The organism is Streptomyces sp. NPDC057137 (assembly GCF_042670825.1).
Lineage (GTDB): Bacteria > Actinomycetota > Actinomycetes > Streptomycetales > Streptomycetaceae > Streptomyces.
In genome coordinates, this window is sequence record NZ_JBHUUW010000014.1 from 90,485 (window position 1) to 115,997 (window position 25,513).

The 25,513-nt window shown below is 70.0% G+C and carries 19 protein-coding genes and 1 tRNA gene; 12 read left to right on the top strand and 8 right to left on the bottom strand.

Translation table 11 applies throughout. From position 1 onward, the window contains the following. Window positions 1-46 precede the first annotated feature (46 nt). The gene (grpE, locus tag ACFT9I_RS14735; RefSeq protein ID WP_382564178.1) at window positions 47-727 is read right to left on the bottom strand and encodes a nucleotide exchange factor GrpE; all 681 of its coding nucleotides are present in this window, start codon (window positions 725-727) and stop codon (window positions 47-49) included. After that, window positions 724-2,589: a molecular chaperone DnaK gene (gene dnaK / locus ACFT9I_RS14740; protein WP_382564179.1), complete on the bottom strand. Its 1,866-nt coding sequence runs from the start codon at window positions 2,587-2,589 to the stop codon at window positions 724-726. The genes grpE and dnaK overlap by 4 nt, the downstream gene beginning before the upstream one ends. A 395-nt stretch (window positions 2,590-2,984) precedes the next feature. On the opposite strand from dnaK, the gene ACFT9I_RS14745 reads away from it, so the two are divergent. The 4 genes from ACFT9I_RS14745 to ACFT9I_RS14760 all read left to right on the top strand — a co-directional run bounded on the left by ACFT9I_RS14745 (window position 2,985) and on the right by ACFT9I_RS14760 (window position 8,354). After that, window positions 2,985-3,491 carry a sugar transferase gene (locus ACFT9I_RS14745; protein WP_382564181.1) on the top strand — a complete coding sequence of 169 codons (507 nt, stop codon included), beginning with the start codon at window positions 2,985-2,987 and terminating at the stop codon, window positions 3,489-3,491. Window positions 3,492-3,625: 134 nt separating this feature from the next. Beyond that, window positions 3,626-5,893 carry a heterodisulfide reductase-related iron-sulfur binding cluster gene (locus ACFT9I_RS14750; RefSeq protein ID WP_382564183.1) on the top strand — a complete coding sequence of 756 codons (2,268 nt, stop codon included), beginning with the start codon at window positions 3,626-3,628 and terminating at the stop codon, window positions 5,891-5,893. Between the two features lie 276 nt (window positions 5,894-6,169). Then, a complete protein-coding gene (locus ACFT9I_RS14755; RefSeq protein ID WP_382564301.1) occupies window positions 6,170-7,255 on the top strand; it encodes an FG-GAP repeat domain-containing protein in 1,086 nt (361 codons plus the stop codon). 139 nt (window positions 7,256-7,394) lie between these two features. Then, entirely contained in the window at window positions 7,395-8,354 is a 960-nt protein-coding gene (locus ACFT9I_RS14760) for a Yip1 family protein (protein ID WP_382564184.1), read from the top strand. Window positions 8,355-8,416: 62 nt separating this feature from the next. Here the strand turns inward: ACFT9I_RS14760 and ACFT9I_RS14765 are convergent, their stop codons facing one another. Together ACFT9I_RS14765 and dcd are read right to left on the bottom strand one after the other, a co-directional pair. Next, a complete protein-coding gene (locus ACFT9I_RS14765; protein WP_382564185.1) occupies window positions 8,417-8,914 on the bottom strand; it encodes a phosphoribosyltransferase in 498 nt (165 codons plus the stop codon). A gap of 5 nt (window positions 8,915-8,919) precedes the next feature. Continuing rightward, window positions 8,920-9,495: a dCTP deaminase gene (gene dcd / locus ACFT9I_RS14770; RefSeq protein ID WP_356587497.1), complete on the bottom strand. Its 576-nt coding sequence runs from the start codon at window positions 9,493-9,495 to the stop codon at window positions 8,920-8,922. Window positions 9,496-9,927: 432 nt separating this feature from the next. On the opposite strand from dcd, the gene ACFT9I_RS14775 reads away from it, so the two are divergent. The 5 genes from ACFT9I_RS14775 (at window position 9,928) to ACFT9I_RS14795 (ending at window position 16,029) form a co-directional block, all read left to right on the top strand. Continuing rightward, a tRNA-Gly gene (locus tag ACFT9I_RS14775) sits at window positions 9,928-10,001 on the top strand. Window positions 10,002-10,435: 434 nt separating this feature from the next. Continuing rightward, window positions 10,436-12,037 (top strand): DUF4331 domain-containing protein, encoded by a 1,602-nt coding sequence (locus tag ACFT9I_RS14780; protein WP_382564186.1) that lies wholly within the window; start codon window positions 10,436-10,438, stop codon window positions 12,035-12,037. A 226-nt stretch (window positions 12,038-12,263) separates the two neighbouring features. Then, window positions 12,264-13,661, top strand: a complete 1,398-nt coding sequence (locus ACFT9I_RS14785) for a tetratricopeptide repeat protein (protein ID WP_382564187.1) — start codon at window positions 12,264-12,266, stop codon at window positions 13,659-13,661. Beyond that, a complete protein-coding gene (locus ACFT9I_RS14790; protein ID WP_382564189.1) occupies window positions 13,658-15,289 on the top strand; it encodes a nickel/cobalt transporter in 1,632 nt (543 codons plus the stop codon). The genes ACFT9I_RS14785 and ACFT9I_RS14790 overlap by 4 nt, the downstream gene beginning before the upstream one ends. Before the next feature lie 362 nt (window positions 15,290-15,651). Further along, window positions 15,652-16,029, top strand: a complete 378-nt coding sequence (locus ACFT9I_RS14795) for a hypothetical protein (RefSeq protein ID WP_382564191.1) — start codon at window positions 15,652-15,654, stop codon at window positions 16,027-16,029. A gap of 428 nt (window positions 16,030-16,457) precedes the next feature. Here ACFT9I_RS14795 and ACFT9I_RS14800 read toward each other — a convergent pair whose 3' ends face one another. Beyond that, on the bottom strand, window positions 16,458-16,799 hold the full coding sequence (locus tag ACFT9I_RS14800) for a thioredoxin family protein (RefSeq protein WP_382564192.1): 342 nt from the start codon (window positions 16,797-16,799) through the stop codon (window positions 16,458-16,460). A gap of 92 nt (window positions 16,800-16,891) precedes the next feature. Further along, window positions 16,892-18,310, bottom strand: a complete 1,419-nt coding sequence (locus tag ACFT9I_RS14805) for a DEAD/DEAH box helicase (RefSeq protein ID WP_382564194.1) — start codon at window positions 18,308-18,310, stop codon at window positions 16,892-16,894. Between the two features lie 388 nt (window positions 18,311-18,698). On the opposite strand from ACFT9I_RS14805, the gene ACFT9I_RS14810 reads away from it, so the two are divergent. The 3 genes from ACFT9I_RS14810 (at window position 18,699) to ACFT9I_RS14820 (ending at window position 22,682) form a co-directional block, all read left to right on the top strand. Beyond that, the gene (locus ACFT9I_RS14810; protein ID WP_382564196.1) at window positions 18,699-19,673 is read left to right on the top strand and encodes a CPBP family intramembrane glutamic endopeptidase; all 975 of its coding nucleotides are present in this window, start codon (window positions 18,699-18,701) and stop codon (window positions 19,671-19,673) included. 347 nt (window positions 19,674-20,020) lie between these two features. Further along, window positions 20,021-21,673: a SpoIIE family protein phosphatase gene (locus tag ACFT9I_RS14815; protein WP_382564198.1), complete on the top strand. Its 1,653-nt coding sequence runs from the start codon at window positions 20,021-20,023 to the stop codon at window positions 21,671-21,673. A 199-nt stretch (window positions 21,674-21,872) separates the two neighbouring features. Beyond that, window positions 21,873-22,682 carry an SAM-dependent methyltransferase gene (locus tag ACFT9I_RS14820; protein WP_382564200.1) on the top strand — a complete coding sequence of 270 codons (810 nt, stop codon included), beginning with the start codon at window positions 21,873-21,875 and terminating at the stop codon, window positions 22,680-22,682. A gap of 117 nt (window positions 22,683-22,799) precedes the next feature. On the opposite strand, the gene ACFT9I_RS14825 is transcribed toward ACFT9I_RS14820, so the two are convergent. Both ACFT9I_RS14825 and ACFT9I_RS14830 read right to left on the bottom strand, forming a co-directional pair. Further along, on the bottom strand, window positions 22,800-24,017 hold the full coding sequence (locus ACFT9I_RS14825) for an FAD-dependent monooxygenase (RefSeq protein ID WP_382564202.1): 1,218 nt from the start codon (window positions 24,015-24,017) through the stop codon (window positions 22,800-22,802). Then, window positions 24,014-25,459 (bottom strand): MFS transporter, encoded by a 1,446-nt coding sequence (locus tag ACFT9I_RS14830; protein WP_382564204.1) that lies wholly within the window; start codon window positions 25,457-25,459, stop codon window positions 24,014-24,016. Before ACFT9I_RS14830 ends, ACFT9I_RS14825 begins: the two co-directional genes overlap by 4 nt. Window positions 25,460-25,513 lie beyond the last annotated feature (54 nt).

Here is a 25,513-nt window from a genome sequence, read left to right on the forward strand (position 1 = left end):
CCCATCCGTACCGCCGTCGGCACGTCCCGAACCGCCGGTCCGCACGTCAGCCCTCGTCCGGGCCACCGCTCTCCTCGTCCGTGTCCGGCTCGTCGGCACTCGATGCCTTCTCCCCGGGCTGGGCCCCCGGCTGGGGCTCCGCCACGGCGACGCGCGCGGGCCTGATGGTCCGCTCGCCGAACCGGTACCCAGGCTGCAGGATCGCGACGCACGTGTCCTCGGTGACATCCGGTGCGTAGCTGTGCATCAGGGCCTCGTGGATCGTCGGGTCGAAGGGCTCGCCCTCCTTGCCGAACTGCTGGAGGCCCATCTTCGCGGCCACCGTCTCCAGCGATTCCGCCACCGACTTGAACCCGCCCACCAGCTCGGCGTGCTCCCGGGCGCGCCCGATGTCGTCGAGCACGGGCAGCAGCTCGGTCAGGAGGCTCGCGACAGCGATCTCCTTGACCGTGACCCGGTCCCGCTCGACCCGGCGGCGGTAGTTCTGATACTCGGCCTGAAGCCGCTGGAGGTCTGCCGTGCGCTCACTGAGCGCCATACGGACCTGGTCCAGCTGAGCGATCAGCGCGGTCTGTGTCGCGTCTTGCTGTACGTCCCCTGCCGGGGGGGCCGCCGGGCCCGGCTCCTTGGCGGAGTCCGGCTCGGCGGCCTTCGGCGCGGCGTCTTCGGGGGTGGCGCCTGAAGGGACGTCGGGCTCCTCTTCGAAGCCCGGAGTCTCCTCCGTCACGCGGCACCGTCCTTCTTGGGCTTCTCGTCGTCGACGATCTCGGCGTCCACGACGTCGTCCGCGCCGTCGGTGCCGCCGGCGGGACCGGCCTGCTCCGTGCCCGGGGCGTCGTTGCCGGCGCCGTCGGCCTGCGCGTTGGCGTACATCGCCTGGCCGAGCTTCTGCGAGACGGCCGCGACCTTCTCCGTCGCCGTGCGGATCTCGGCCGTGTCCTCACCCTTGAGCTTCTCCTTCAGCTCGCCGATGGAGGTCTCGACCTCTTCCTTCACGTCACCGGGGACCTTGTCCTCGTTGTCCTTGAGGAACTTCTCCGTCTGGTAGACGAGCTGTTCGGCCTGGTTGCGGGTCTCGGCGGCCTCGCGACGGCGGTGGTCCTCGTCCGCGTACTGCTCGGCCTCTTCGCGCATCCGGTTGACCTCGTCCTTCGGCAGCGAGGAGCCACCGGTGACGGTCATCTTCTGCTCCTTGCCGGTGCCGAGGTCCTTCGCGGCCACGTGCATGATGCCGTTGGCGTCGATGTCGAAGGCGACCTCGATCTGCGGCACACCGCGCGGGGCGGGCGGCAGACCGGTCAGCTCGAACATTCCGAGCTTCTTGTTGTACGCCGCGATCTCGCGCTCGCCCTGGTAGACCTGGATCTGCACCGACGGCTGGTTGTCCTCGGCCGTCGTGAAGATCTCGGAGCGCTTCGTCGGGATCGTCGTGTTGCGCTCGATGAGCTTGGTCATGATGCCGCCCTTGGTCTCGATACCAAGAGACAGCGGGGTGACGTCGAGCAGCAGGACGTCCTTGACCTCGCCCTTGAGGACACCGGCCTGGAGCGCGGCACCGATGGCCACGACCTCGTCCGGGTTGACGCCCTTGTTGGCGTCACGGCCGCCGGTGAGCTCCTTGACGATCTCGGCGACGGCGGGCATACGCGTGGAGCCACCGACCAGGACCACGTGGTCGATCTCGGACAGCGCGATACCGGCGTCCTTGATGACGTTGTGGAACGGGGTCTTGCAGCGCTCCAGCAGGTCGGCCGTGAGCTGCTGGAACTGCGAGCGCGTGAGCTTCTCGTCCAGGTGCAGCGGGCCTTCGGCGGACGCCGTGATGTACGGCAGGTTGATCGTGGTCTCGGTGGAGGACGACAGCTCGATCTTCGCCTTCTCCGCGGCCTCGCGGAGACGCTGGAGAGCCATCTTGTCCTTGGCCAGGTCCACGCCGTGACCGTTGGCGAACTGCTTCACCAGGTAGTCGACGACACGCTGGTCCCAGTCGTCACCACCGAGGTGGTTGTCACCGTTGGTGGCCTTCACCTCGACGACGCCGTCACCGATCTCCAGGAGCGACACGTCGAAGGTGCCGCCGCCGAGGTCGAAGACGAGGATCGTCTGGTCGTCCTTGTCGAGCCCGTACGCCAGCGCGGCGGCCGTCGGCTCGTTGACGATACGCAGGACGTTGAGGCCCGCGATCTCGCCGGCCTCCTTCGTGGCCTGGCGCTCGGAGTCGTTGAAGTACGCCGGGACGGTGATGACCGCGTCCACGACCTTCTCACCGAGGTAGGACTCCGCGTCGCGCTTCAGCTTCTGAAGGACGAACGCGGACATCTGCTGCGGGTTGAAGTCCTTGCCGTCGAGATTGATCTTCCAGTCGGTGCCCATGTGGCGCTTGACCGACCGGATGGTCCTGTCGACGTTCGTGACTGCCTGGCGCTTGGCGACCTCTCCGACGAGCACCTCGCCGTTCTTGGCGAAGGCGACGACGGACGGCGTGGTCCTGGCGCCTTCGGCGTTGGTGATGACGGTGGGCTCGCCGCCTTCGAGAACGCTGACGACGGAGTTAGTCGTGCCCAGGTCGATGCCGACCGCACGTGCCATTTCGATTCCTCCAGCTGACTTGAGTGGAACAGACTCAAGGATGCACGACTGATCCTCATGCGTCAACAGAGCTGAGTCGAGCAGACTCAACTATCGTGCGGCCCGACTTCCGGGAACAGCAGGGAAACGGCGCGGTTCCCGCAGGTCCGCGCGCCTTCGGAACTTCTCTCACCTACTACGACACCATCGGTCGGCAAGCGTTACGCAAAAGCCCCGATGTCGCCTACAACGGTCAGGGAGGTCCTGTGGTTCCGAACCTGCGTCCGGACCTGGATCGGGTCCCGGGTCGGGTCACAAGTCGGGTCCTGGGTCGGGCCCCGGGTCGGGTCCTGGATTCGGTCCTGGATCTGGACCCCAAGCGCCTGCTCGACCTGACGCTCGGCGCCCTCCTACTGATGCTGACGGCGCCCCTGCTGGCCGCCGTCGCCGCCACCCTCACGCTGTCCGCCCGGCACCCCGGCGGCGCCTTCACCCACGAGCGCCGCGTCGGTCTGGACGGCCGCGTGTTCACCGTCCACTCACTGGCCACCCGCCGCCACCGGCTCGACCTGCTGTCACGCCTGCCCCATGTCGTACGGGGCGAGATGTCCCTCGTCGGCCCCGCGCCGCTGGCGCCCGGCGACCCCAGGACCGCCGCGCCCTGGCGGCAGTTCGTACGGCCGGGGCTCACCGGCCTCGCCCAGGTGCGCCGCCGCTCCCCGTGGCCGTGGGACGAGCCCGCGCTGCTCGATCAGCACTACGTGGAGCACCACTGGATCGGCCTCGACCTGGCGATCCTCGTCCGCACACCGGCCGTCGCGGCCGCCCCGTACGGCGCGGGCGCCGCCGCGCCACGGATCCCCGCTCAGGGTCACCTCAGCGACACAGATCACCGACCGCGCGGCTACAGTGCGGCGGGATAACTGGGTACCCTCAGCACAAACCGATTAAGTTACCGCTTAGTAGCACCCTCGGTAGTAGCCACCACTGGTGGTCACTGCCAGTACCACTGCCGTGGTGCTGTTCTTCCCACCCTCGCAGGCCCGAGGAGCCCCCAATGCAACTCGCCGCGATCATCGTGTCGCTGGTGCTGACCGTGGTCGGCGTCGCGCTCATCGCCCGAGCCGTCGCCGAGATCTACCGGTTCGTGAAGCTCGGCTCGCCCGTCCCGGCCGGCAGCCGCACCGACGACCCCAGAGCGCGCACGATCACCCTGGCCAAGGAGTTCCTCGGCCACACGCGGATGAACCGCTGGGGCGTCGTCGGCTTCGCGCACTGGTTCGTCGCCATCGGCTTCCTGACGCTCGGACTGACGATCGTCAACGCGTACGGCCAGCTGTTCCAGGCCGACTGGATCATCCCGTGGATCGGCACCTTCCTGCCGTACGAGATCTACATCGAGTTCATCGCGCTGGCCACGACCGTCGGCATCCTCGTACTGATCGCGATCCGGCTGCTCAACCTGCCCTCGCGGGCCGGCCGCAAGTCGCGCTTCGCCGGCTCGACGGCCTGGCAGGCGTACTTCGTCGAGTACGTGATCCTCACCATCGGCCTCGCGATCCTGATCCTGCGTGGCCTCGAAGGCGCCCTGCACCACGTCGAGAGCTACGACGCGGCGTACTGGGTCTCGTATCCGCTGGTCCTGGCCTTCAAGGACCTCAGCCTCGGCACGCTGCAGAACCTGGTCTATCTGACCGCCATGATCAAGCTCGGCGTGACGATGATCTGGGCGATCACCCTGGGCCTCAACACCACCATGGGCGTCGCCTGGCACCGCTTCCTCGCCTTCCCGAACATCTGGTTCAAGCGCGAGTCCGACGGCGGTACGGCGCTGGGCGCGCTCAGGCCGATGGTGTCGGGCGGCAAGGAGATCGACTTCGAGGACCCGGGGGACGACGACGTCTTCGGCGTCTCGCAGGTCGAGCAGTTCTCCTGGAAGGGCATCCTCGACTTCTCCACGTGCACCGAGTGCGGTCGCTGCCAGTCGCAGTGCCCCGCCTGGAACACCGGCAAGCCGCTCTCGCCGAAGCTCCTGATCATGTCGCTGCGCGACCACGCGCACGCCAAGGCGCCGTATCTGCTGGCCGGCGGCGGCAAGACCATGGAGGGCGAGGAGAAGGCGTCGGCGGAGGCGTTGAAGGACGTGCCCGCCGCCGCCCTCGCGGAGGCCGAGCGCCCGCTGATCGGGACGCTGGAGGAGAACGGCGTCATCGACCCGGACGTCCTGTGGTCCTGCACCACGTGCGGCGCGTGTGTCGAGCAGTGCCCGGTCGACATCGAGCACATCGACCACATCGTCGACATGCGCCGCTACCAGGTGATGATCGAGAGTTCGTTCCCCTCCGAGGCCGGGACGATGCTCAAGAACCTGGAGAAGAAGGGCAACCCCTGGGGGCTGCAGAAGAAGCAGCGCCTGGAGTGGACGAAGGAGGTCGACTTCGAGGTGCCGGTCGTCGGCCAGGACGTCGAGGACCTCTCCGAGGTCGACTATCTGTACTGGGTCGGCTGCGCGGGCGCGCTCGAAGACCGCGCCAAGAAGACCACGAAGGCCTTCGCCGAACTGCTGCACATCGCGGGTGTGAAGTTCGCGATCATGGGCGGCGACGAGAAGTGCACGGGCGACTCGGCCCGCCGCCTGGGCAACGAGCCGCTGTTCCAGCAGCTCGGCCAGGAGAACGTCGCGATGCTGAACATGGCGTACGGCGAGGACGACGAAGACGAGTCGACGCGCAAGCCGAAGTCCTCGAAGAAGATCGTCGCGACCTGCCCGCACTGCTTCAACACCATCGCCAACGAGTACCCGCAGCTCGGCGGCGAGTACGAGGTCATCCACCACACCCAGCTGCTCCAGCATCTCGTCGACGAGGAGAAGCTGGTCCCGGTGACCCCGGTCGAGGGTCTGATCACCTACCACGACCCCTGCTACCTGGGCCGGCACAACAAGGTCTACACGCCGCCGCGCGAGATCATCGCGAAGGTGCCCGGCCTCCGTAACGAGGAGATGCACCGCCACAAGGAGCGCGGCTTCTGCTGCGGCGCGGGCGGCGCGCGGATGTGGATGGAGGAGCGGATCGGCAAGCGCATCAACAACGAGCGGGTGGACGAGGCGCTTTCGCTGAATCCGGACATCGTGTCGACGGCGTGCCCGTTCTGCCTCGTGATGCTGACCGACTCGATCAACGGCAAGAAGAACGACGGCCAGGCGAAGGAATCGCTCCAGGTCGTGGACGTGGCGCAGCTGCTGCTCGACTCGGTGCGGACACCGGCGGACCCGGAGGACTCCCCGGAGCCGGCGGCCGAGCCGGAACCGGAGCCGGCGACGTAGCGCCTCGTGGCGTAACGCCTCGTGACGTATCGCCTCCTCAAGAAGGACGGCCGGACCTGCCTCGGGGGCGGGTCCGGCTTTCTTTTGCTTGCTCGGGACGATCGGGCTGTGATCGCGATCGGTCCGTTTCCTTACCGCAACGCGCGAACTGGAGCATCATGTGGCAGCGATGTCAGGTGACCGGACAGAAGTAACCGGACAGAAGTAACGGGACAGAAGTAGGTGGATGAGGCCGTGCGGATACGTACCGGTGGCACCGGCGCGACGACAGCGGTGATGACCGCCGCCGGCCTCTGTACGGCGCTGGCCCTGCTGCTGACGGGCTGCAGCGGCTCGGACGGAGAGTCCGGCGGCGAGGCCAAGAACGGCGACACCGCGCCCCTCGCCGGCCACGCCTCCGTACCGAAGCGCCCCGTCCCGCGCGGCGACGGCAGCGAGGTCCCGGCCGACTTCAACGGCGACGGCCTCCGCGACCTCGTCCTGAACGACCTGGTCAAGGCCCCCGACGCGGTCCAGGGCGACGACGCGGGCATCGGCATCGTGTACGGCTCCGACTCACCGCGCGGCGTCGACCCCGCCGTACGCCAGACGCTGAGCCCCGCCGCCAACGGCGCGGCCACCGACGGCGTCCTTCCGGCCGCCTTCGACGCGGCGGCGAGCTGCGACCTGGACGGGGACGGCTTCGCCGATCTGATCGTGAGCACGGACCCGCCGTACGACGGCCTCGGCCGCCCGCCCGTGCCCCTCCAACTGCTCTTCGGCGGCCCGGACGGCATCACGGGCAAGGCGGTCGTCCTGAAGATCCCCGCCAAGGCGCGCTACGGCGACGACTGGCCCGACCACCCGGTGTGCGGCGACTTCGACGGCGACGGCAAGCCGGACCTCGCCGTCTCCGCGAGCGCGGGCCGGGTCAGCTACCTGCGCGGCCCGTTCAGCCGCGCGGGCGCCCCCAAGGCCGCGACGGCCCCGATCCCCGGCGGCGGCCCCGTCCTCTACGCCCCCACGGGCAAGGCGGACACGGACGCCGACGGCTACGACGACCTCGTGCACGCCACCCGCACCCACGAACCCGGCAAGGCCGCCAAGGGCAAGCTGCTGCTGGGCGGCCCGCAGGGACCGGACGAGGCGGGCGGCACGTACACCTTCAAGGCGGTCGCGCTCCCGCCCGCGCCGAAACTGCCGGGCGCGGACGGCGAGCCCACGACGGACCTCCTGGAGTCGACGGACTTCACCGTGACGCGCACGCACCAGGGCGAGGAGAAGGATCTGATCGCGCTGTACCCGTCGGGGAAGGGTGGGAAGGCCGGGAAGGCGGCGGGACGCCCGGCACTCACCTTCAGCACGTCGATCTTCCTCAAGTAGTCGGACGGGCGTACGCCACGTCGACCCTGCGGCAAGCCCCCCAGGGTCCCCTTAGGGGATGTCACAGCTCGGCCGCAAAGGCTGGCCTGTTCCAGCTCCTCCAGCCCCGGGCCCGCCCGAAGCGGGTACGTTCGGTGACGTGGCTGGATTCAGGATCGGACGCGGCCGGGACAACCGCACACGTCAGCAGGACCCGCAGCAGCAGCCGTACGGACGGCAGGCGGCGCCCCCTCCGCAGTACGGAGGCGGGCAGCCGGCACCCCCGTACGGCAGACAGCCGGGCCCTCCGCAGCAGCAGTGGCCCCCGACGGGCGCCGGACACCCCGGCCCCCAACAGGGCGGTTACGGCTACCCCGGACCGGGCGGACACGGCGGGCAGCAGGGCGGACACGGCGAGCCCGAGTACTTCGGCGACCCGTACAACCAGCAGCACGGCGGTGACGGCGGCCACGACCCGTACGCCAACAACCCTGGTCACACGCAGCAGTTCAGCGTGGACGAGAGCGGCTACGGCGACGGCGCGACGTACCACGCGGGCGCGGCGCCCGCCCCGTCCGGACCGCGCCTGCACTGGAAGCAGCTGCTGAGCGGCATCGTGCTGCGCCCGAACGCGACGTTCTGGCAGATGCGCGACTACCCGGTCTGGGGCCCGGCGCTGGTCGTGACGTTCCTCTACGGCCTGCTCGCCATCTTCGGCTTCGACGGCGCCCGCGAGGAGGCGATCAACGCCACCCTCTCGACGGCCATCCCGTACGTCCTGACGACGGCCGTGGCCTTCGTGATCGGCGGTCTGATCCTGGGCGCGGTCACCCACACCATGGCCCGTCAGCTCGGCGGCGACGGCGCCTGGCAGCCGACGGTCGGCCTCTCGATGCTGATCATGTCGGTCACGGACGCACCGCGCCTGGTCTTCGCGCTCTTCCTGGGCGGCGAGAACTCCCTGGTGCAGATCCTCGGCTGGGTCACCTGGGTCGCGGCGGGCGCGCTGTTCACGGTGATGGTGAGCAGGTCGCACGACCTGCCGTGGCCGAAGGCGCTGGGCGCGTCGGCGATCCAGCTGGTCGCGCTGCTGTCGCTGATCAAGCTGGGCACGATCTGACCGATACGGCACCGGGCCCCGCCGTCCCGTGAGACGGCGGGGCCCTGGGGGTCTCTCAGGCCTTACGAATCGAGTATCTGCCCGGTGCGCCGCACGACGGGAGCCTCGACGCTCCAGGGGAAGTTGATCCACTCGTCGGTGCGCTTCCAGACGTACTCGCATTTCACCAGCGAGTGCGTCTTCTCGTAGATGACGGCGCTGCGGACCTCGGCGACGTGATCGAGACAGAAATCGTGGACGAGTTTGAGGGTGCGCCCGGTGTCGGCGACGTCGTCGGCGATGAGGATCCTCTTGTTGGAGAAGTCGACCACGTTCGGCACCGGCGCCAGCATGACCGGCATCGCGAGAGTCGTACCAACTCCCGTGTAGAACTCCACATTCACCAGATGGATGTTCTTGCAGTCGAGGGCGTAGGCGAGCCCGCCGGCGACGAACACCCCGCCGCGGGCGATGCTCAGGACGACATCGGGCTCGTACCCGTCGTCGGCCACGGCCTGCGCCAACTCCCGTACGGCGACGCCGAAGCGCTCGTACGTCAGGTTCTCCCGTATGTCGTCCACGTCCTTCACACCTGCGTCCGGTGGAAGTTGAGGAACGACCGGGAGGCGGTGGGCCCGCGCTGCCCCTGGTAACGCGACCCGTAGCGCTCGGAGCCGTACGGGAACTCCGCCGGCGAGCTGAGCCGGAACAGACACAACTGCCCGATCTTCATGCCCGGCCAGAGCTTGATGGGCAGCGTCGCGAGATTCGACAGCTCCAGGGTCACGTGCCCGGAGAAGCCGGGGTCGATGAACCCGGCGGTGGAGTGCGTGACGAGCCCGAGACGCCCGAGACTCGACTTCCCCTCCAGCCGGGAGGCGATGTCGTCGGGCAGCGAGATGACCTCGTACGACGAGGCGAGCACGAACTCCCCCGGGTGCAGGATGAACGCCTCGTCCCCGGCCGGCTCGACCTTCCGCGTCAGATCGGTCTGCTCGACGGCGGGGTCGATGTGTGGATAGCGGTGGTTCTCGAACACGCGGAAGAACCGGTCGAGCCGCACGTCGATGCTCGACGGCTGCACCATCGATTCGTCGTAAGGGTCGATACGCACGCGCCCGGAATCGATCTCGGCCCGGATGTCCTTGTCAGAGAGAAGCACGCCCCGAGGATACGCAGAACGCGCGGGCCCACCCCAACTCGGGCAACCCGCGCGCCCCTACCGACCACCTACGTCAGCGCCGCCCGACCTCCACGGGCACGGCATGCCGCAACCGAGCACAACGCGGACACCGAATAAGCCGCCCGGGCCCGAGCCGCCCGGCGTCAAGCTGCTGCATCGGGAACGACGCAGTACTGAAAACATGCCCTTCGGCACAGCGGACGACGGTGCGCTCCATCAAGTCCATCAGGTCCCTTCCCCAAAAACGCGGACGAGCCCACACATTAGGGGATCAACGGGACAGCCATCCAAGCGGCACTCCGACGACGCACGCTACGCCCCAACTGCCGGGACCGACAGCCGCGTCGAGCACCGAGAGTCGACAATGGGGTAGAGTGTCCACGGAAGCGCCGGTGATCACGGGCGCTCCGCGCGGGTGTAGTTTAATGGTAGAACATGAGCTTCCCAAGCTCAGAGCGCGAGTTCGATTCTCGTCACCCGCTCCACGACGAAGGCCTTGGTCGGCGACCGGGGCCTTTCTTGTTGCCGGGCTCGGCCTGGGGCCGCGGGCCATCGATCGGGCTAACGGGCCTTCTCGTGTCGTGCCGCGTTCCGCGCCCCGGTTCGACCTGCCCTCAATGGCGCGTCACCTGGGGTTTCGTGTCGGTCCTCCGCGCGCCTGAGGCGCGGGGCCCGGCGAAATGGGCAATTACTTCCTGTTCCTCATGCTTGTCTGCCTTCTGCGTGCCGGACTCCCGGTGCGCAGTGCTCCCCGATCGGCGAAGGCGCCCGGACCCCGTGTCTTCGTGGCAGCCGTCCGGACGCGTACCGGCGTCCCGGACGCCGGGTCGGGCGATCACACCAGCCAGCTGACTCCCGCCTCCTGTCGTGCGGCCCCGCCCCACGCCCGGAGGCGGGTTCGCAGACGAGAGGAACACCTTTGAAGACCACTTCCGCACGGCCGCGTTCGCGGCGCACGCTCGATCAGTCCCTGGTCGTGCTCGGCGCCGGCGCGCTCGCCACCGGGCTGGCCGTGCTCAGCCTCGCGCCCGGCATCAGCGCCGCGTCCAGTCACCGCGAGGCCCCGATGACCGCCGGTGATCCGCGGGCCGACAACACGGACGTGTACGCGTTCACGAGCCCGGACCGCTCCGACACCGTGACCCTGGTCGCGAACTGGATCCCGTTCGAGGAGCCCAACGGCGGCCCGAACTTCTACGCGTTCGCGGACGACGCCCGCTACAACGTCAAGATCGACAACACCGGTGACGGCGTCGCCGACGTCACGTACACCTGGCGCTTCCGCAACGAGGTACGGGACGCCGAGAACCAGTTCCTGTACAACACCGGTCCGGTCCGCAAGATCGACGACCCGAACCTCAACTTCCGTCAGACGTACGACCTGACGGTCACCGAGGGCGGCAGCACTCGCACGCTGCTGCGGAACGCCCCTGTCGCGCCGTCGCGCGTCGGCAAGGCGTCGATGCCCAACTACGGCGCTCTGCGCGGCCAGGCCGTCCGGCAGGTTCCCGGCGGCGCGAAGGCGTTCGCGGGCCAGGCCGAGGACCCGTTCTTCGCCGATCTGCGGGTCTTCGACCTGCTGTACGGCGGCGACCTCAGCGAGCGCGGCCAGGACACCCTCGCCGGCTACAACGTCAACTCGGTCGCCCTCCAGGTGCCCAAGAAGTTCCTGGCCCTGCGCGGCGACGCCGCCCGTAACCCGGTCGTCGGCGTGTGGTCCACCACGGACCGCGAGGGCGCGGACGTCATGGGGGACCGGAAGAAGACGCGCGACAGCCTCCGGCAGGTCTCGCGTCTCGGCAACCCGCTGGTCAACGAGGTCGTCGTACCGCTCAAGTACAAGGACGCCTTCAACTCGATCTCGCCGGACCAGGACCGCACGGTGCAGCCCGTGGTGGACAAGGTCTACGACCCGATCCTGCCGAAGCTGATCCAGCAGGTGTACGGGATCCCCGCACCCAAGACGCCCCGCGACGACCTCGCCGAGATCTACCTGACCGGTATCTGCAAGGCGTGCGGGCCGATCAAGGCCGACCTGAACGCGCACCGGCTCAACAAGGACGCCGACCCCGGCCAGATCTTCCCGGCCGAGGAACTGCGGCTCAACATGGGCGTCAAGCCTGCCAACAAGCCGCAGCGGCTCGGCGTGCTCGCCGGTGACCTGGCCGGCTTCCCCAACGGACGCCGGCTCGCCGACGACGCGATCGACATCTCGCTCCAGGCCGTCGAGGGCGCCGCGCAGACCGGCAAGCTCGTTCCCGCGCTGGCCGCGGGCGACAAGGTCGACACCAACGACGTCGGCTTCGGGAAGACCTTCCCGTACCTGGCGCTCCCCAGCACCACGAAGTCGGGCACGAAGTCGGGCACGAAGTCGGGCGCCAAGAACCGCGCGGCCGACGCCGATCAGGCGTCCACCGCCCTCGACCCCACGAACGCCGTAGCCATCGGCGGCGTGGGCGCCCTGCTGCTCGGCACCGGCGGCTTCCGCCTGTGGCGCCGCAGGAACACCAGCACCGCCTGAGCGAACAGCTGAACCGACACCACGACGTCGCGCCCGTACGCCGCGGCGCCGCGGTGATGCACCGAAGCACCGAAGCACCGACTGACCGAAGGACGACCGGCCGACCACCGGTCCGCCTCTGGCCGGACGGGGGGCCCCGCCCCCGCCCGGCCGCCATGCGCGACACCGCGCACGCACAGACACAGGACCCCACCCCCACATCTGTACGCGCTCCGCGAGGAGGACCGTGCCCCAGCAGACCGGCACCCCCGACCCGGCCCCGGATCAGGCCACCGACCCCAACTCCTCTCCCCCCGGCCGCAGAAGGCTGCGCGCCGCCGCCGTCACCGTGGCCCTGGGCGCCGCGCTGTTCATCGCCGGAACGGTCGGTCTTTCGCCGCTGAACCAGGACCCCGCCACCTCCAAGGACGAGCGGCCCGGGGCAAGTTCACCGCGCGGATCGATCGACGCGCTGCAAGCAGACCTGCGCAGACTGCCGGAGAACCCCGTCGGCTGGGCGGCACTCGGCATGGCGTACGTCCAGCAGGGGCGTACCACCGCCGACCCCGCCCTCTACGCCAAGGCCGAGTCCGCACTCCGCAGGTCCCTGAAGGTCCAGCCGCGTGACAACTACCAGGCCGAGACCGGCATGGGCGCGCTCGCCGCCGCCCGCCACGACTTCGCCACCGCGCTGACCTGGGGCCGCAAGGCCGCCACGAACAACCCGTCGAACGCCGCCGCGCAGGGGGTACTCGCCGACGCGTACACACAGCTCGGGCGGTACGAGGAGTCGTACCGCGCCGTACAGCGCATGACCGACCTGCGCCCCGACACCTCCTCGCTCGCCCGCGCCTCCTACACCTGGGAGCTGCGCGGCGACATCCCGCGCGCCCGCGCGCTCATGAAGCGCGCGCTGGACGACGCGGCCTCGCCGTCCGACCAGGCTTTCGCCCGGGTCCATCTCGCCACGCTCGCGCAGGAGTCGGGCGACGCCGCGACCGCGCTGCGGGAGGCGTCGGCCGGTCTTCGCGGTGCGAAGGACGACGCGCCGCTGCTGGAGGCGCGCGCCCGCGCGCACGCCGCGCTCGGCCACGACCGGCAGGCTGTCGCCGACTACACGGCCGCCGTCGCGATCGTCCCGCTGCCGCAGTACGTCCTCGGCCTCGGCGAACTCCAGCAGTCCCTCGGACGGGACGCGGAGGCCCGTACGCAGTACGGCATCCTGCGAGCCCAGGAGCAGGTACGCCGGGCCTCCGGTGCCCCGGCCGACACGGACGCGATCCTCTTCGAGGCCGATCACGGCGACGCGAAGCGGGCCGTCACGATGGGGCGCACCGCCGTCGAGACGCGGCCGTTCATCGCCGTACAGGACGCCTACGCCTGGGCGTTGCACCGCGCGGGGCGGGACGCCGAAGCCCTGGCGTACGCCGACCGCGCGCTGTCCCTCGGGACGCGCAGCGCGCTCTACCGCTACCACCGCGCGATGATCCACGACGCGCTCGGCGACGCGTCGGCGGCACGGAAGGACCTCGAACGGGCCCTGTCCGTCGACCCGCGCTTCCACCCGCTGCACGCACCGCGCGCCCGGACCGCCCTCGACCGAATCCTGGACCGAAGCCTGGACCGAATCGACGGTGCCTCATGAATCTCACGTCGCGCCGCACGCTCGCCGTCGGGCTCCTGCTGACCGCCACGGCCGTCGCCGGGGGCGCCACCGCGCCCGCCGCCTCCGCGCATCCACTGGGCAACTTCACGGTCAACCACCACACCGGTCTCACGCTCCACACCGACCGCGTCGACGCCCTCCTCGTCGTCGACCGCGCCGAGATCGCCGCCGCCCAAGAGCTGCCGGGCGTCGACCGCGACGGCAGCGGCGCAGTGAACACCGACGAGGCGCGGGACTACGCCCGTACGGCCTGTGCGACCGCCGCCGACGGACTGCGCGTCAAGAACGGCGGTACGGCGCTCGTATTCACCGTCCGGGACAGCGGCTTCACGTATCGCCCCGGCGAGGCCGGGCTCCCTACGAGCCGGCTCCGGTGCGCGCTCACCGCGCCGACGGATCTGCGACGACCGGCGGACGTCACCGTACGCACCGCCTACGACAGCCGCCGGATCGGCTGGCAGGAGATCACCGCGCGGGGCAGCGGCGTCACGCTGAAGACCAGCGACGTGCCGGCCGAGTCCGCCACCGACGAACTGCGCCGGTATCCGACCGACCCGCTGGCGTCCCCGCTCGACCAACGGTCCGCCACCCTGCGCACGGAACCGGGCGGGTCGGGCGGGGGTGCGACGGGGGCCGCCGCGCTGCCCGGCGCGAACTGGGTCCCCGGTCCCGTCACGGCCGCGCTGGACAAGGTGTCCGGCGTCTTCGACTCACTCGTCGGTACGCGCGAACTCACCGTCCCGGTCGGGCTGTTGGCCCTGCTGCTCGCCGTGGTGCTCGGCGCCTCGCACGCGGCCATGCCCGGCCACGGCAAGACCATCATGGCCGCCTACCTGGCGGGCCGGCGCGGTACCCCGCGCGACGCGGTGACCGTCGGCGCGACCGTCACCCTCACCCATACCGCCGGGGTGCTCGCCCTCGGGCTGCTGTTGCCGGTGGCCACGACACTCGCCGGGGAGACCGTGCTCACGTGGCTCGGGCTGGCCAGCGGACTGCTGGTCACGGGGATCGGGCTGTGGCTGCTGCGCTCCGCCGTACAGGGCCGGCCCACGCACGGCCACCACCACCATCACGGGCATGGGCCTCACGAGCACGCTCACGGGGAGCACGGTCACGATCACCCGCATCCCCATCCCCATCCCCATCCGCACGGTGACGGTTCGTCCACCGTCGCCGTACTCAGCCCCGTCCAGACCGAACCGCACACCCACACCCACCCCGCTCACGACGCCCACGAGCACGGCCACGACCACTCCCACCCCGCCACCGCGACCCGTGGTGGACTCATCGGCATGGGCATCGCCGGCGGCCTCGTCCCCAGCCCCTCGGCCCTCGTCGTCCTCCTCGGCGCCGTCGCCCTGGGCCGTACCGCCTTCGGCGTGCTGCTCGTCCTCGGCTACGGGCTCGGCATGGCCGGCACGCTCACCCTGGCCGGACTCCTCCTGGTCCGCCTGCGCGACCGCGTCGAGCGCAGCACGCGCGCCGCTGCCGCCACCCGGTGGAAGGGGCTGCGGAAACTGGCCCGTTGGGGCCCGGTGGCGACCTCCACCCTCGTCCTGCTCGTCGGCGTCGGGCTCACCCTGCGGGCGGCCGCCGGACCCTGGTGACTCGCACCGGCACCAGCCTGACGGGCCGTGACGGGCGAAGCACAAGGCGAACACAAGGGGCCGGGCGTAGCAATTCCGGCTTAACGCCTCGGCGATTGGCCAAGCGCCCTAGTCTGTATTGCCGGACCGAGCAGGGTGAGGACGATGCGGTACTGCGAACGCCATGAGATGCACAACTGCGCGGACTGCGCTCCGCGCGCGACTCGCAGCAGTGCGTCCACCGGCGAATGGGACGAGTGGCCGGCGGCCGCGATCATCATCCACGCCAGTGGCAAGGCCCACCTTCCCGGCTGTACGCACATCGTCCCGACCGACATCCGGCCACCCGTTTACGGCTGGGTGCTCACCCCTTCACCGGGAGCATGGCGCCGTCTCTCGCCCTCCTACGAGCCCTGTGCCACGCAGGGCAACACCCAGCGGGCGGCCGTAAGCCGCTGCGAGACCTGCGACGCCACACAGTAGGAACAACCGAGGGGACTGCTACGCCGGAGATCGGGGCGCAGCGCGCGTACGAGGTCAACGGCTGCCAGGCTGTCGAGGTCGGTGGGTACGGATTCCGCCGGCGCGGGAACGACCCGCTCGAAGTCGGCGACCGCGTACTGCTGCCCGAGAACTACGTGAGCCGCCTCAAGAACGGCCCAGGCCCCACGGTGGGCGTGGTCAACAAGCTCGGCACCACCTACCGAGGACCCCTGTCCGACATCGTGGGGCGGGCACCGGCAACTGGCGGAGACGACTGAGGGAACCTTGTGCCACAACGTGCCGGTAAGTGCCGAGAACAGCGGTCAACTCCGTGTGACGTGCGCCATACCTTCGGCCGTTCCGAAATCACTGAACGTCGCGACTGTTGATCGCGGCACAAGCATCCGCATGCACCCAACACCGCTGCTGGGAAGCTATTCTGGGGTCGCTCCAACCCCGCCGCCGAGCGGACAGAACCGAGCACTCTACGTGGCGATTCGCCGGTTCGTGAGCTGACGCCACGTCACGTCACGTCAGTCCAGAACGATCGGTCAATCCAGCGTCAGGCCCGGCGCACCACTTCCGCACCACCTGCCTCGCCGTCGGCCACGTCATGCCGCTCCGCGCGCACGCGGGCGTCGAGTGCGGCCGCGACCTCCTTCTGCCGCTCCAGCGTCGAGTGCTCGCCGGCCGGTGTGCGGCCTGCTCACAGGTGGGCGTCCAGGAACTCCCCGAGCGCTGCCCTCGACATCGGACCGCTCCCGGCCGCCGCCATCGCCTCGCCCCGGTGGATCAGCACGAAGGAGGGCGCGCCGGTGACGCCGTAACGCCGTACGGGGCCGGGGCACCTTGCGATGTCGGCCCGCACGACGATCAGTCGGCCCTGGTAGACGTCGGCCACCTCCCGCACCAGGGCATCCATTTCCTTGCAGGCTGCCGCGGCCTTGGGCCACACCCCGTGGAAGTACGCGAGCACCGGCACGTCCGCCCTCGCCAGGATGAACTCGAACTCGGCTTCCTCATGGGGGCGTTGGACCCTGCTCGCCATCGGCACTCCTTGACGCTCCACTCGATGCGAGGCAGCGGGTGCCTCCTTGTGTCTCCCGACGTGTCTCCCGACCGCGACGGCCGTACCGCCCGTCAGTGCGCCCTGCGCGCTCGGGCCGCCTTGCGGGCCTCCGCCATCGTGCGCGCCTCCGCGGCCTTGCGGGATTCCTTCGGCGGGCGGCCCGCGCGGGTACCCAGACCCCGGAACGCCGCGTTGCCGGTCTTCGCCCCGTCCTGCACCGGCGGGCGCTTCGCGCCTGTGATGCTGGTCAGCCTCTCCTCGCCGGAGCGAACCTGCGCGACCGTGGGCCGGATCCCGGCATCCGACATCATCCGGTTCACGTCCCGGCGCTGGCCGGGCGTGACCAGCGTGACCACGCTGCCGGACTCCCCGGCACGCGCGGTGCGTCCGCCGCGGTGGAGGTAGTCCTTGGGATCGGAGGGCGGATCCACGTTGACGACGAGGTCCAGGTGCTCGACGTCGATGCCACGGGCAGCGACGTTGGTGGCCACCAGCACCGTGATCTCCCCGTCCTTGAACTGGGCCAGCGTGTGCGTGCGCTGCGGCTGTGACTTCCCGCTGTGCAGAGCACCCGCCCGTATGCCGCTGCTCCGCAAGTGGCGGGTGAACTGGTCCACACCGTGCTTGGTGTCCAGGAACATCAGCACCCGCCCGTCCCGAGCCGCGATCTCGGTGGCTGTCACGTACTTGTCGGCGGGATGGACGTTCAGTACGTGGTGCTCCATCGTCGCGACCGAGCCCTCCGCCCGGTCGACCGCGGCGAACACCGGGTCACTCAGATACTGCCTGACCAGTTGATCGACGTTGCGGTCGAGCGTCGCGGAGAACAGCATCCGCTGCCCGCCGGGGGGCGTCCGGTCCAGGGTCTCCGTGACCTGCGGCAGGAAACCCATGTCGCACATCTGGTCCGCCTCGTCCAGCACCGCGATCCGCACCCGGTCCAGGTGACAGTCCCGCCGGGCGACGAGATCGGCCAGCCGTCCCGGCGTCGCCACCAGGACCTCGACACCCGCCCGGAGCGCCGCCACCTGCCGGTTGATCGCCAGCCCGCCGACCACAGTCGCCGAGCGCAGCCCGAGGGCCTCCGCGAAGGGAGCCAGCGCCTCGCTCACCTGCTGCGCGAGTTCCCTCGTCGGCACCAGGACCAGCGCGAGAGGGTGCTTCGGTTCGGCGCGCCGCCCCGCCGTACGTGCGAGGAGCGCGAGCCCGAAGGCGAGGGTCTTCCCCGAGCCGGTCCGCGCGCGGCCGAGGACATCCCGGCCGGCCAGCGCGCTCGGCAGGGTGGCCGCCTGGATCGGGAACGGCTCCCGTATCCCGAGCCCCGCCAGCACCCCCATCAGCTCGACCGGCAGTTCCAGCTCCGCGAAGGAGCCGGCCGGCGGGAGGCCGGGCACCGGTGTCCCCGGCACCGAGAGCTCGCCCCGCGGGGCCCTCCCCTGGTCGGACCTGCCTGGTCCGGAGCGACCGGAGGCCGACTGCTTCGCCTTCATTGGGGGTTCCTCGTCTCGGCGCCCTGAACGGACCTGGGCCCGTGCCTTGTCCGGCACGGGCCCAGGCTCTCTGCAAGCGTGACCCAACCTTACCAGCGCGGGCCTCGGCCCGACCGTCCCGCGGCCCGACCGTCCCGCGGCCCGGCCGGGCACCCGCCCCGGGGATCGCCACGCGCTGAAGGCCGGTGAGCCCCTCGGCATCCGGGATGCTCCAGCGTGTCCGTGCAAGGTCCTCGCGCGGCTGTTCACGCGCTCCCGCCAGGACACCCGGAGCCCGGTCTGAGTACAGCCTGCTGTACCCCCTTTCAGGGTGCCGACGGGAATGATCCGCGGCCCCGGGGCTGGTGTGCTGGACGCACCACACCAGCCCCATCCGAGAGGACACGCGGTGACCGTCCAGACCACCTCAGGCATCCGAGGCGCCTTCCAACGCGCCCCGCTGACCTGGTTCTTCATCCTCGCGTACGCACTGAGCTGGCTGGCCTGGGCGCCGTACATCCTGTCGGAGAACGGGCTGGGTGTCTGGCACCACGACTTCGGCTCCGGCGGCTCGGGCCAGATCCTGGGCGTCCTGCCGGGCGCGTACCTCGGCCCGATCTGCTCGGCCCTGCTGATCACCTCCCTGACCGAGGGCCGTCAGGGGCTGCGGAACTGGCGGGCCCGGATGACCAAGCTCCGGGTCGGCTGGCAGTGGTATCTGCTGGTGATGGTCTCGGTCCCCGCCGCGCTGACCCTCGCCTCCGCCGCGCTGACGGACACCGCACCCGTACTCCCCGGCGCCATGGTGTTCGCCATGTACCTGCCCGGCCTGCTGGTCCAGATGATCACGACCGGCCTCGCAGAGGAGCCCGGCTGGCGCGAGTTCGCCATGCCCCGGATGCAGAACCGCTACGGCCCGCTGGTCGCGACCCTCGTCGTCGGCGTCCTGTGGGGCGCGTGGCACCTGCCGCTGTTCCTGACCGACTGGGGCGGCGGGCGGCACGACCCGATGAGCGTGGTGGAGTTCATGGTCACCGCGCTCGCCTTCAGCGCCGTCATGACGTGGGTGTTCAACCGCTCGGGCGAGAGCATGCCGCTGGTCATGCTGCTGCACACCAGCGTCAACAACTTCTTCTCCATGGCCTGGGCCGACATGTTCCCGACGCTGACGGACAAGCAGGGTTCCCAGGCGTTCCTGATGGCCGCCGTCACGGCGGCGCTCATCGTGCTGGCCGTCACCCGGGGCCGTCTGGGCTTCGCGGCCGAGCCATCCGTGCAGGTCACGGAGCCGGTGACGGGCGGTGTCACTCCCCCTCCGGCGGCCGGCTCTCCCCGCACCCCGTATCCCTCGTGGTCCGGTACAGGTGACCGCGGCGCTTCGTGAGCGTCTCGCGGCGCAGGGCGGCTCTGTGATTGCGACAGACCCGAGTTCGATCTGCCCGGTCGCATCCGGGGCACCAGGGCACCGGAGGGCCGCGCCTGGCCACGAAGGCATGGCCATGTGAGCGAGGGGCCAGGGCGTGCTGTTGTCCCGCATGCGGGGGATGATCGAAGCATGAGAGGCGATGATCCGCTGGTGTTCGGTGCGGAGCCGGGCCTGCAGGGCTGTCACGAGGCGGTGACGGGGGGCAGCCGTGTCGGTGCCGGGTCCTGTCCGGCGGGTCCGGGCCGAAGGAGCCGCCGATCATGGCGGCTCCGTGCGGTCGTCGGCCCGGCAGCGGGGAGGGGGCGGTGAATGAAGGATCTCTCCTCAGACGGTACGAAGCGCTCCTGGGCGCCGTACCGCAGTCGGTCTGGACGATGTCGCCCGACGGGGTCGTCACTCTGTTGATGGGCAGCGGGATGCCGGAGAGGCTGTGGCACCCCGACGGTGAGAGCTCATGGATGGACGCGGTGCATCCGAAGGACCGGGACTGGTTCCAGCGGGCGTGGCGCAAGGCCACTCAGCAGCGGTCCCCCCTCGACACGATCGTACGAGTACGGCTTGAGGACGCCCCCGACCGTTTCCGTCACATCAAGATCATCGCCACACCTGTCCTGGACCGGGCCGGGGGAGTGGAGTGGGTCGGTACCGCCGCCGACGCCGAGGCCCACTGGCGCGCCCGCATGCGGGAGAAGCTGCTGGCTCGTATGGCACCGGTACCGGCCGCGCACAACCTGTCCGAGGCCTTTCTGACCACCGCGGCGGCCGTCGTGCCTGAACTTGCCGACGCCGTCGCCGTCTTCCAGGTACGGGGCGACGCCGAAGCTGCGTTTCGGACTTCCGAGGGCGTACCGGCCGCGGCGACGGCAGAGCGGGTGGGGCTTGCCCCCGGGCTGCCTCCCATGCATCCGTTGGACAAGGACTTCCTGCTGGGGCCGGCCGTGCGAAAGGCCATCGAGAGTCAGGAGGCAGGGCTGCTGACCTTCCCGCCTGGAGGGCCGCCCGAAGACAGTCTTTCCAAGGTCTCCGTCCGGTGGCTGCGGGAGGCTGACGCGACAAGCGTGGCGCTGCTGCCCGTCGTGGTGGACGGCCGGACTGTCGCGCTGGCGACCACAGCGACCTGCCGGGGCAACCCGCCCTCGGACGAGGCCGACCTCTACCTGCTGCAGGATGTCTTCCAGCAGATGAGCGGACCCCTGCGCCGGACGATGGAACTGCAGAGCATCCGCGACATGGCCCTCGTACTGCAGCAGTCCTTCCTGGCCGTCCCGCCGTCCGTCGAAGGTCTCGTCATCACGGCGCTCTACCATCCGGCCGACTCGGCCGCCGAGGTCGGCGGGGACTGGTACGACGCCGTCCGGCTCTCGGCCGACTCACTCGCCCTGTCCATCGGCGACATCGCGGGTCACGACTTGGACGCGGCCACCGCGATGGGGCGTGTCAACAGCATGCTGAGGGGGCTCGCCTACGACAGCGGCCCGGCCGCCAGCCCGGCGGCCACCTTGAGCCGACTCGACCGCATCGTGCAGGCGCTCGACAGCCCGTCGATGGTCACGGCGGTGCACGCGGTCCTGCACCGGCAGGCGGACGATGCCTGGCACATCGCTCTGTCCAACGCCGGCCACCCTCCGCCCCTGCTGATCCCGGCCGACGCGCCATCGCGGTACCTGCACGACCTCACGGCCGCGGACCCGCCGCTCTGCGTCGGCGAGGCCCTCCCCCGTACCGACCTCCACGCGGTCATCCGGGAGGGCGACACCCTGGTGCTCTACACCGACGGACTCGTGGAAGTGCCGGGCACGGACATCGGTGACGGTCTCCGGCGCCTGCGTGAGCAGACCGACGCACTGGTCCGAAAGGGGGTATCCCAGCTGACCCTGATCCGAGGGCTCCTGCCGCCCGTCCAGAACCGCTGGGACGACATCGCCGTCATCGCTCTGCAAGCCCGGAGGGAGCGGTGATACCCCGCCCTACCGAGGGCCTTGCCTCCGGTTCCAGGGATACAGGGATACGCAGAGCGGCCGGTCGGCCTGGCCGGCTCGCCGAACGCGTCCTCATCCCGCTGTTCCCGCTGTACCCGTTGTTCCCGCTGTTTGGCTTGCGGCCGGAACACCACGTTCATACCGTTGACGAGCCGTCCTTGACCGAAAGAGGCGCCGTATGAATGCTCCGCACGACCGACAGAGCGGACTTGCCACCTCGCGCGCCCACTCCGCCCGGGTGTACGACTACATTCTGGGCGGCAAGGATCACTATCCCGTTGATGTCGAAGCGGGTGACGCCATGTGCCGGCACTGGCCCGCCCTGCCCGTCCACATGATGGAGAACCGCCGATTCATGCACCGCGCCGGCCGCTTCCTCGCCGAGGAGCGCGGCATCCGCCAGTTCCTCGACGTCGGGACCGGTCTGCCGACCTCGCCCAACCTGCATGAGATCGTGCAGGAGGTCGCGCCGGAATCACATGTGGTCTACGTCGACAACGACCCCGTCGTCCTCGCCCACGCCCGCGCGCTGCTGCAGAGCTCGGCCGAAGGGGCGACCGCGTACGTGGACGCCGACATGCACGACCCCGACACCATTCTGGACAGCCCCGAGTTCCGTGACCTCATCGATCTGAACCGGCCCGTCGGCCTGATGCTGATCGGCATCCTGCACTTCATCATGCCTCCGGACGACCGGCGCCTGGTCAAGCGGCTGCTGGAACCGCTGCCGTCCGGCAGCTATCTGGCGATGACCATCGGCACCGCCGACTTCGCACCCGAGGAGGTCAACCGGGTGGCAGAGGAATACCGGCAGCAGAACATGCCCATGGCGCTACGCGATCTCCCCACCGCCACGTCGTTCTTCGAGGGACTGGAACTACAGGAGCCAGGAGTCACCCAGGTGCACACCTGGCACCCCGGCCCTGAACAGGCCGGCATCGACGGCCGCGACATCGCCATGTACGGGGCGGTTGCCAGAAAGCCCTGAAGCGACCTGCGCCGGGATGACGCCTCGCGCGGTGCGGGGCGGTGCGGTGCGGGGGCAGTGGGGTGCGGGGGCAGTGCGGTGCCGACGGCGCCATCTCGGGTCGATCTGTCCCGCTGCTCAACTCGGCGTCAGTTGCGGCAGGGTGAGGGCCGAGTGGGCCGGGCGGCCCGGCGGCGTGGGGATGGTGCGGAGGTTGCGGAGCTTTTCGTTGCGCTGGTCCAGGGCCTCGGCCGTGGTCGGGAAGAGGGTGGCGCCGCCCTCGCCGACCAGGTCCTGGTTCAGGGTCACGAACTCGCGGGTGTCGTGTTCGTAGGCGGCGAAGCCCGCGGTGTGGTCCCGGTCGGGCAGGGAGGCGGCGAGCATGTACGCGCCGACCAGCGCGAGGCTGGTGCCCTGGCCGGTGAGGAACGAGGGGGCGTACGCGGCGTCGCCCACCAGCGCGACCCGGCCGCTGGACCAGCGGGGCATGCGGATCTGGCTGACCCCGTCGTAGAACACGTCGTCCGCGTCGCGCATCGCGGCCAGCATGCGGGGGACTTCCCACTGCGCGTCGGTGAAGACCTCGGCGACCAGGTCCCGTTGGGCCTCCGGGTTCCGGAACGCGTCGAACGGCGGTTCCGGCCGGGCGAAGTTCAGGAAGGCGTGGACAGCGTCGTCGTCCCCCACGGCGTAGAGAGCCGCCGCCCTGCCCGGGGTGTTCCACATGACCGTCTCGTGGGAGAGCCCGAAGGTGTTGGGCATGGTGAAGATGGCGAAGCGGTACCCGAGGTAGCGGTGGAACGGTTCCTCGGGGCCGAACAGGATCTCCCGGGTGTGGGAGTGCAGACCGTCCGCTCCGAAGACCATGTCGAAGGTGCGGCCGCCGCCCCCGTGGAAGGTGATGTCGACGCCATTGGTGGTCTCGTGGAGGGCGGCGACGGAGTCGTTGAAGAGGAACTCCACGTCGTCACGGACCGCCGTGTACAGAGCTTCGGTCAGATCCCCGCGGCGCACTTCGAGATCGCGTCCCGCGACACCGCCGGTGACGGTGTGGGGGTGGATGGAGGCCACCGTGCCGCCGTCCCCGTCGAGGAAGGTCAACCGGCGCAGGTCGATGTGTACGTCCCGCAGTTGGGGCAGGATTCCCATCCTGCGGACGACCTCCAGTGCGGTGCCACGTATGTCGATGGGGTAGCCGCCGCTCCGTGGTGTGGCTGCTTTCTCGACGACCGTGACCTCGTATCCGTAGCGGTTCAGCCAGTAGGCGAGAGCCGGACCCGCGATGCCGGCCCCGGAGATCAGGACCTTGCGCCTCGGCGTAGTACGGATGCCCGTCGGCTGATCGGTGCGGGTCATTCCTCGACTCCTCTGTTCGTGGTGCGGATGTTCGTGGTGCGGCTGTTCGTGGTGCGGTTGTTCATGGTGCGGACGACAAGCAGGGACAGCGCCGTGAGGGCGCCGGCGATGACGAAGCCGGTGACGAAGGCCGATTCGGCCGGGATGTCCGCCCCGGACGGGGTCGCGGCGGTGAGGAGCGCCCCACTGAGCTGCACACCCACGGCGAACCCGATCACGCGAGTCACCAGGACCAGGCTGGTGGCGATGCCGGTGTCGCTCTGATCGACGGACGTGGCGGTGGTGGTCACCAGCGCCGTGACGCACAGGCCGTTGGCGAGCCCGATCAGCGCCTTGCCGACGACGAGGTGCCAGACCTCGGTGTGTACGGCTGCCAGGGCGAGCAGGCCGAAGGCCATCAGGACGACGCCGGTGGCGACCACGGCACGTGAGCCGAACCGCCGCGCCCCGATCCCGCCGAGCGGTCCGGCCAGCGTCGCGGCCACGGCGCCGGGCAGCAGGAAGAAGCCGATCGCGGTGGCGTCGGCCCCGAAGCCGTACGCGTCCTCGGACACCGCGAACAACTGCGGTACGAGATAGACCGCCGCCGAGGTACCGACGCATATCAGGAACGTCAGTACGCACGACTTCCACACGGCGGGCAGTGCCAGCATGCGCAGGTCGACCATCGGCGCCGCCGCACGTCGCTCGACGGCCACCCATCCGCTCACGAAGGCGGCCAGAAGGAGGACGAGGGCGACGAGTACGAGTGGTCGCGAGGCGATGTCGGGTGCCAGCGCGAGTACGAGCATGAGCGTGACCAGCGTCCCGCTCAGGAGAAGCAGGCCGGCCCAGTCGATCCCGCCTTCGTCGTCGGACCTGCCCGGCGGATCCTCCGGCATGAGCCTGTTCACCAGCAGCGTGGACCCGATGACCGCGAACGTCGGCAGCGCGAACATCCAGTGCCGGGACAGCCCTTCGGCGACGGGCCCGGCGGCCAGCGTGCCCGCCATCCCGCCCCCCACGAAGAGCCCGCTGACCACCCCGATGGCCACCTTCGACTCTCCGGCGGGGAGGTGTTCGCGTACGAGGATGAACGACAGGGGCAGCGCGCCCACCATCGCTCCCTGCAGTACCTGGCCGAGCAGCAGCACGGGCAGGTTCGGCGCCAGGGCGGACACCAGACCCCCGACGGAGACCACCGCCATCAGCCGGACCAGGACCCGTTTCCCGCCGTACCGGTCGCCGAACTTGCCCGCGACCGGCGTGATGAGCGCGCCGGTGATGAGGAGCACGATGCTGAGCAGCGCCCCTTCGGCCGGACTCATGTCCAACTCCCTTTGCAGGAGCGGGAGCGTCGGAGTCACCACCGACTCCAGGGCACCGGTGGCGACCGCCAGCATGCCGAGAGCCCCGACAGCGGCCTTTCCGATGCGCACCGAGGGGGCCAGAGTTGTGGGCATGAGCGTCCCTTCCGTCATTGCCGGACGAGTGAATGAGTAAGGCGAGTAAGTGAG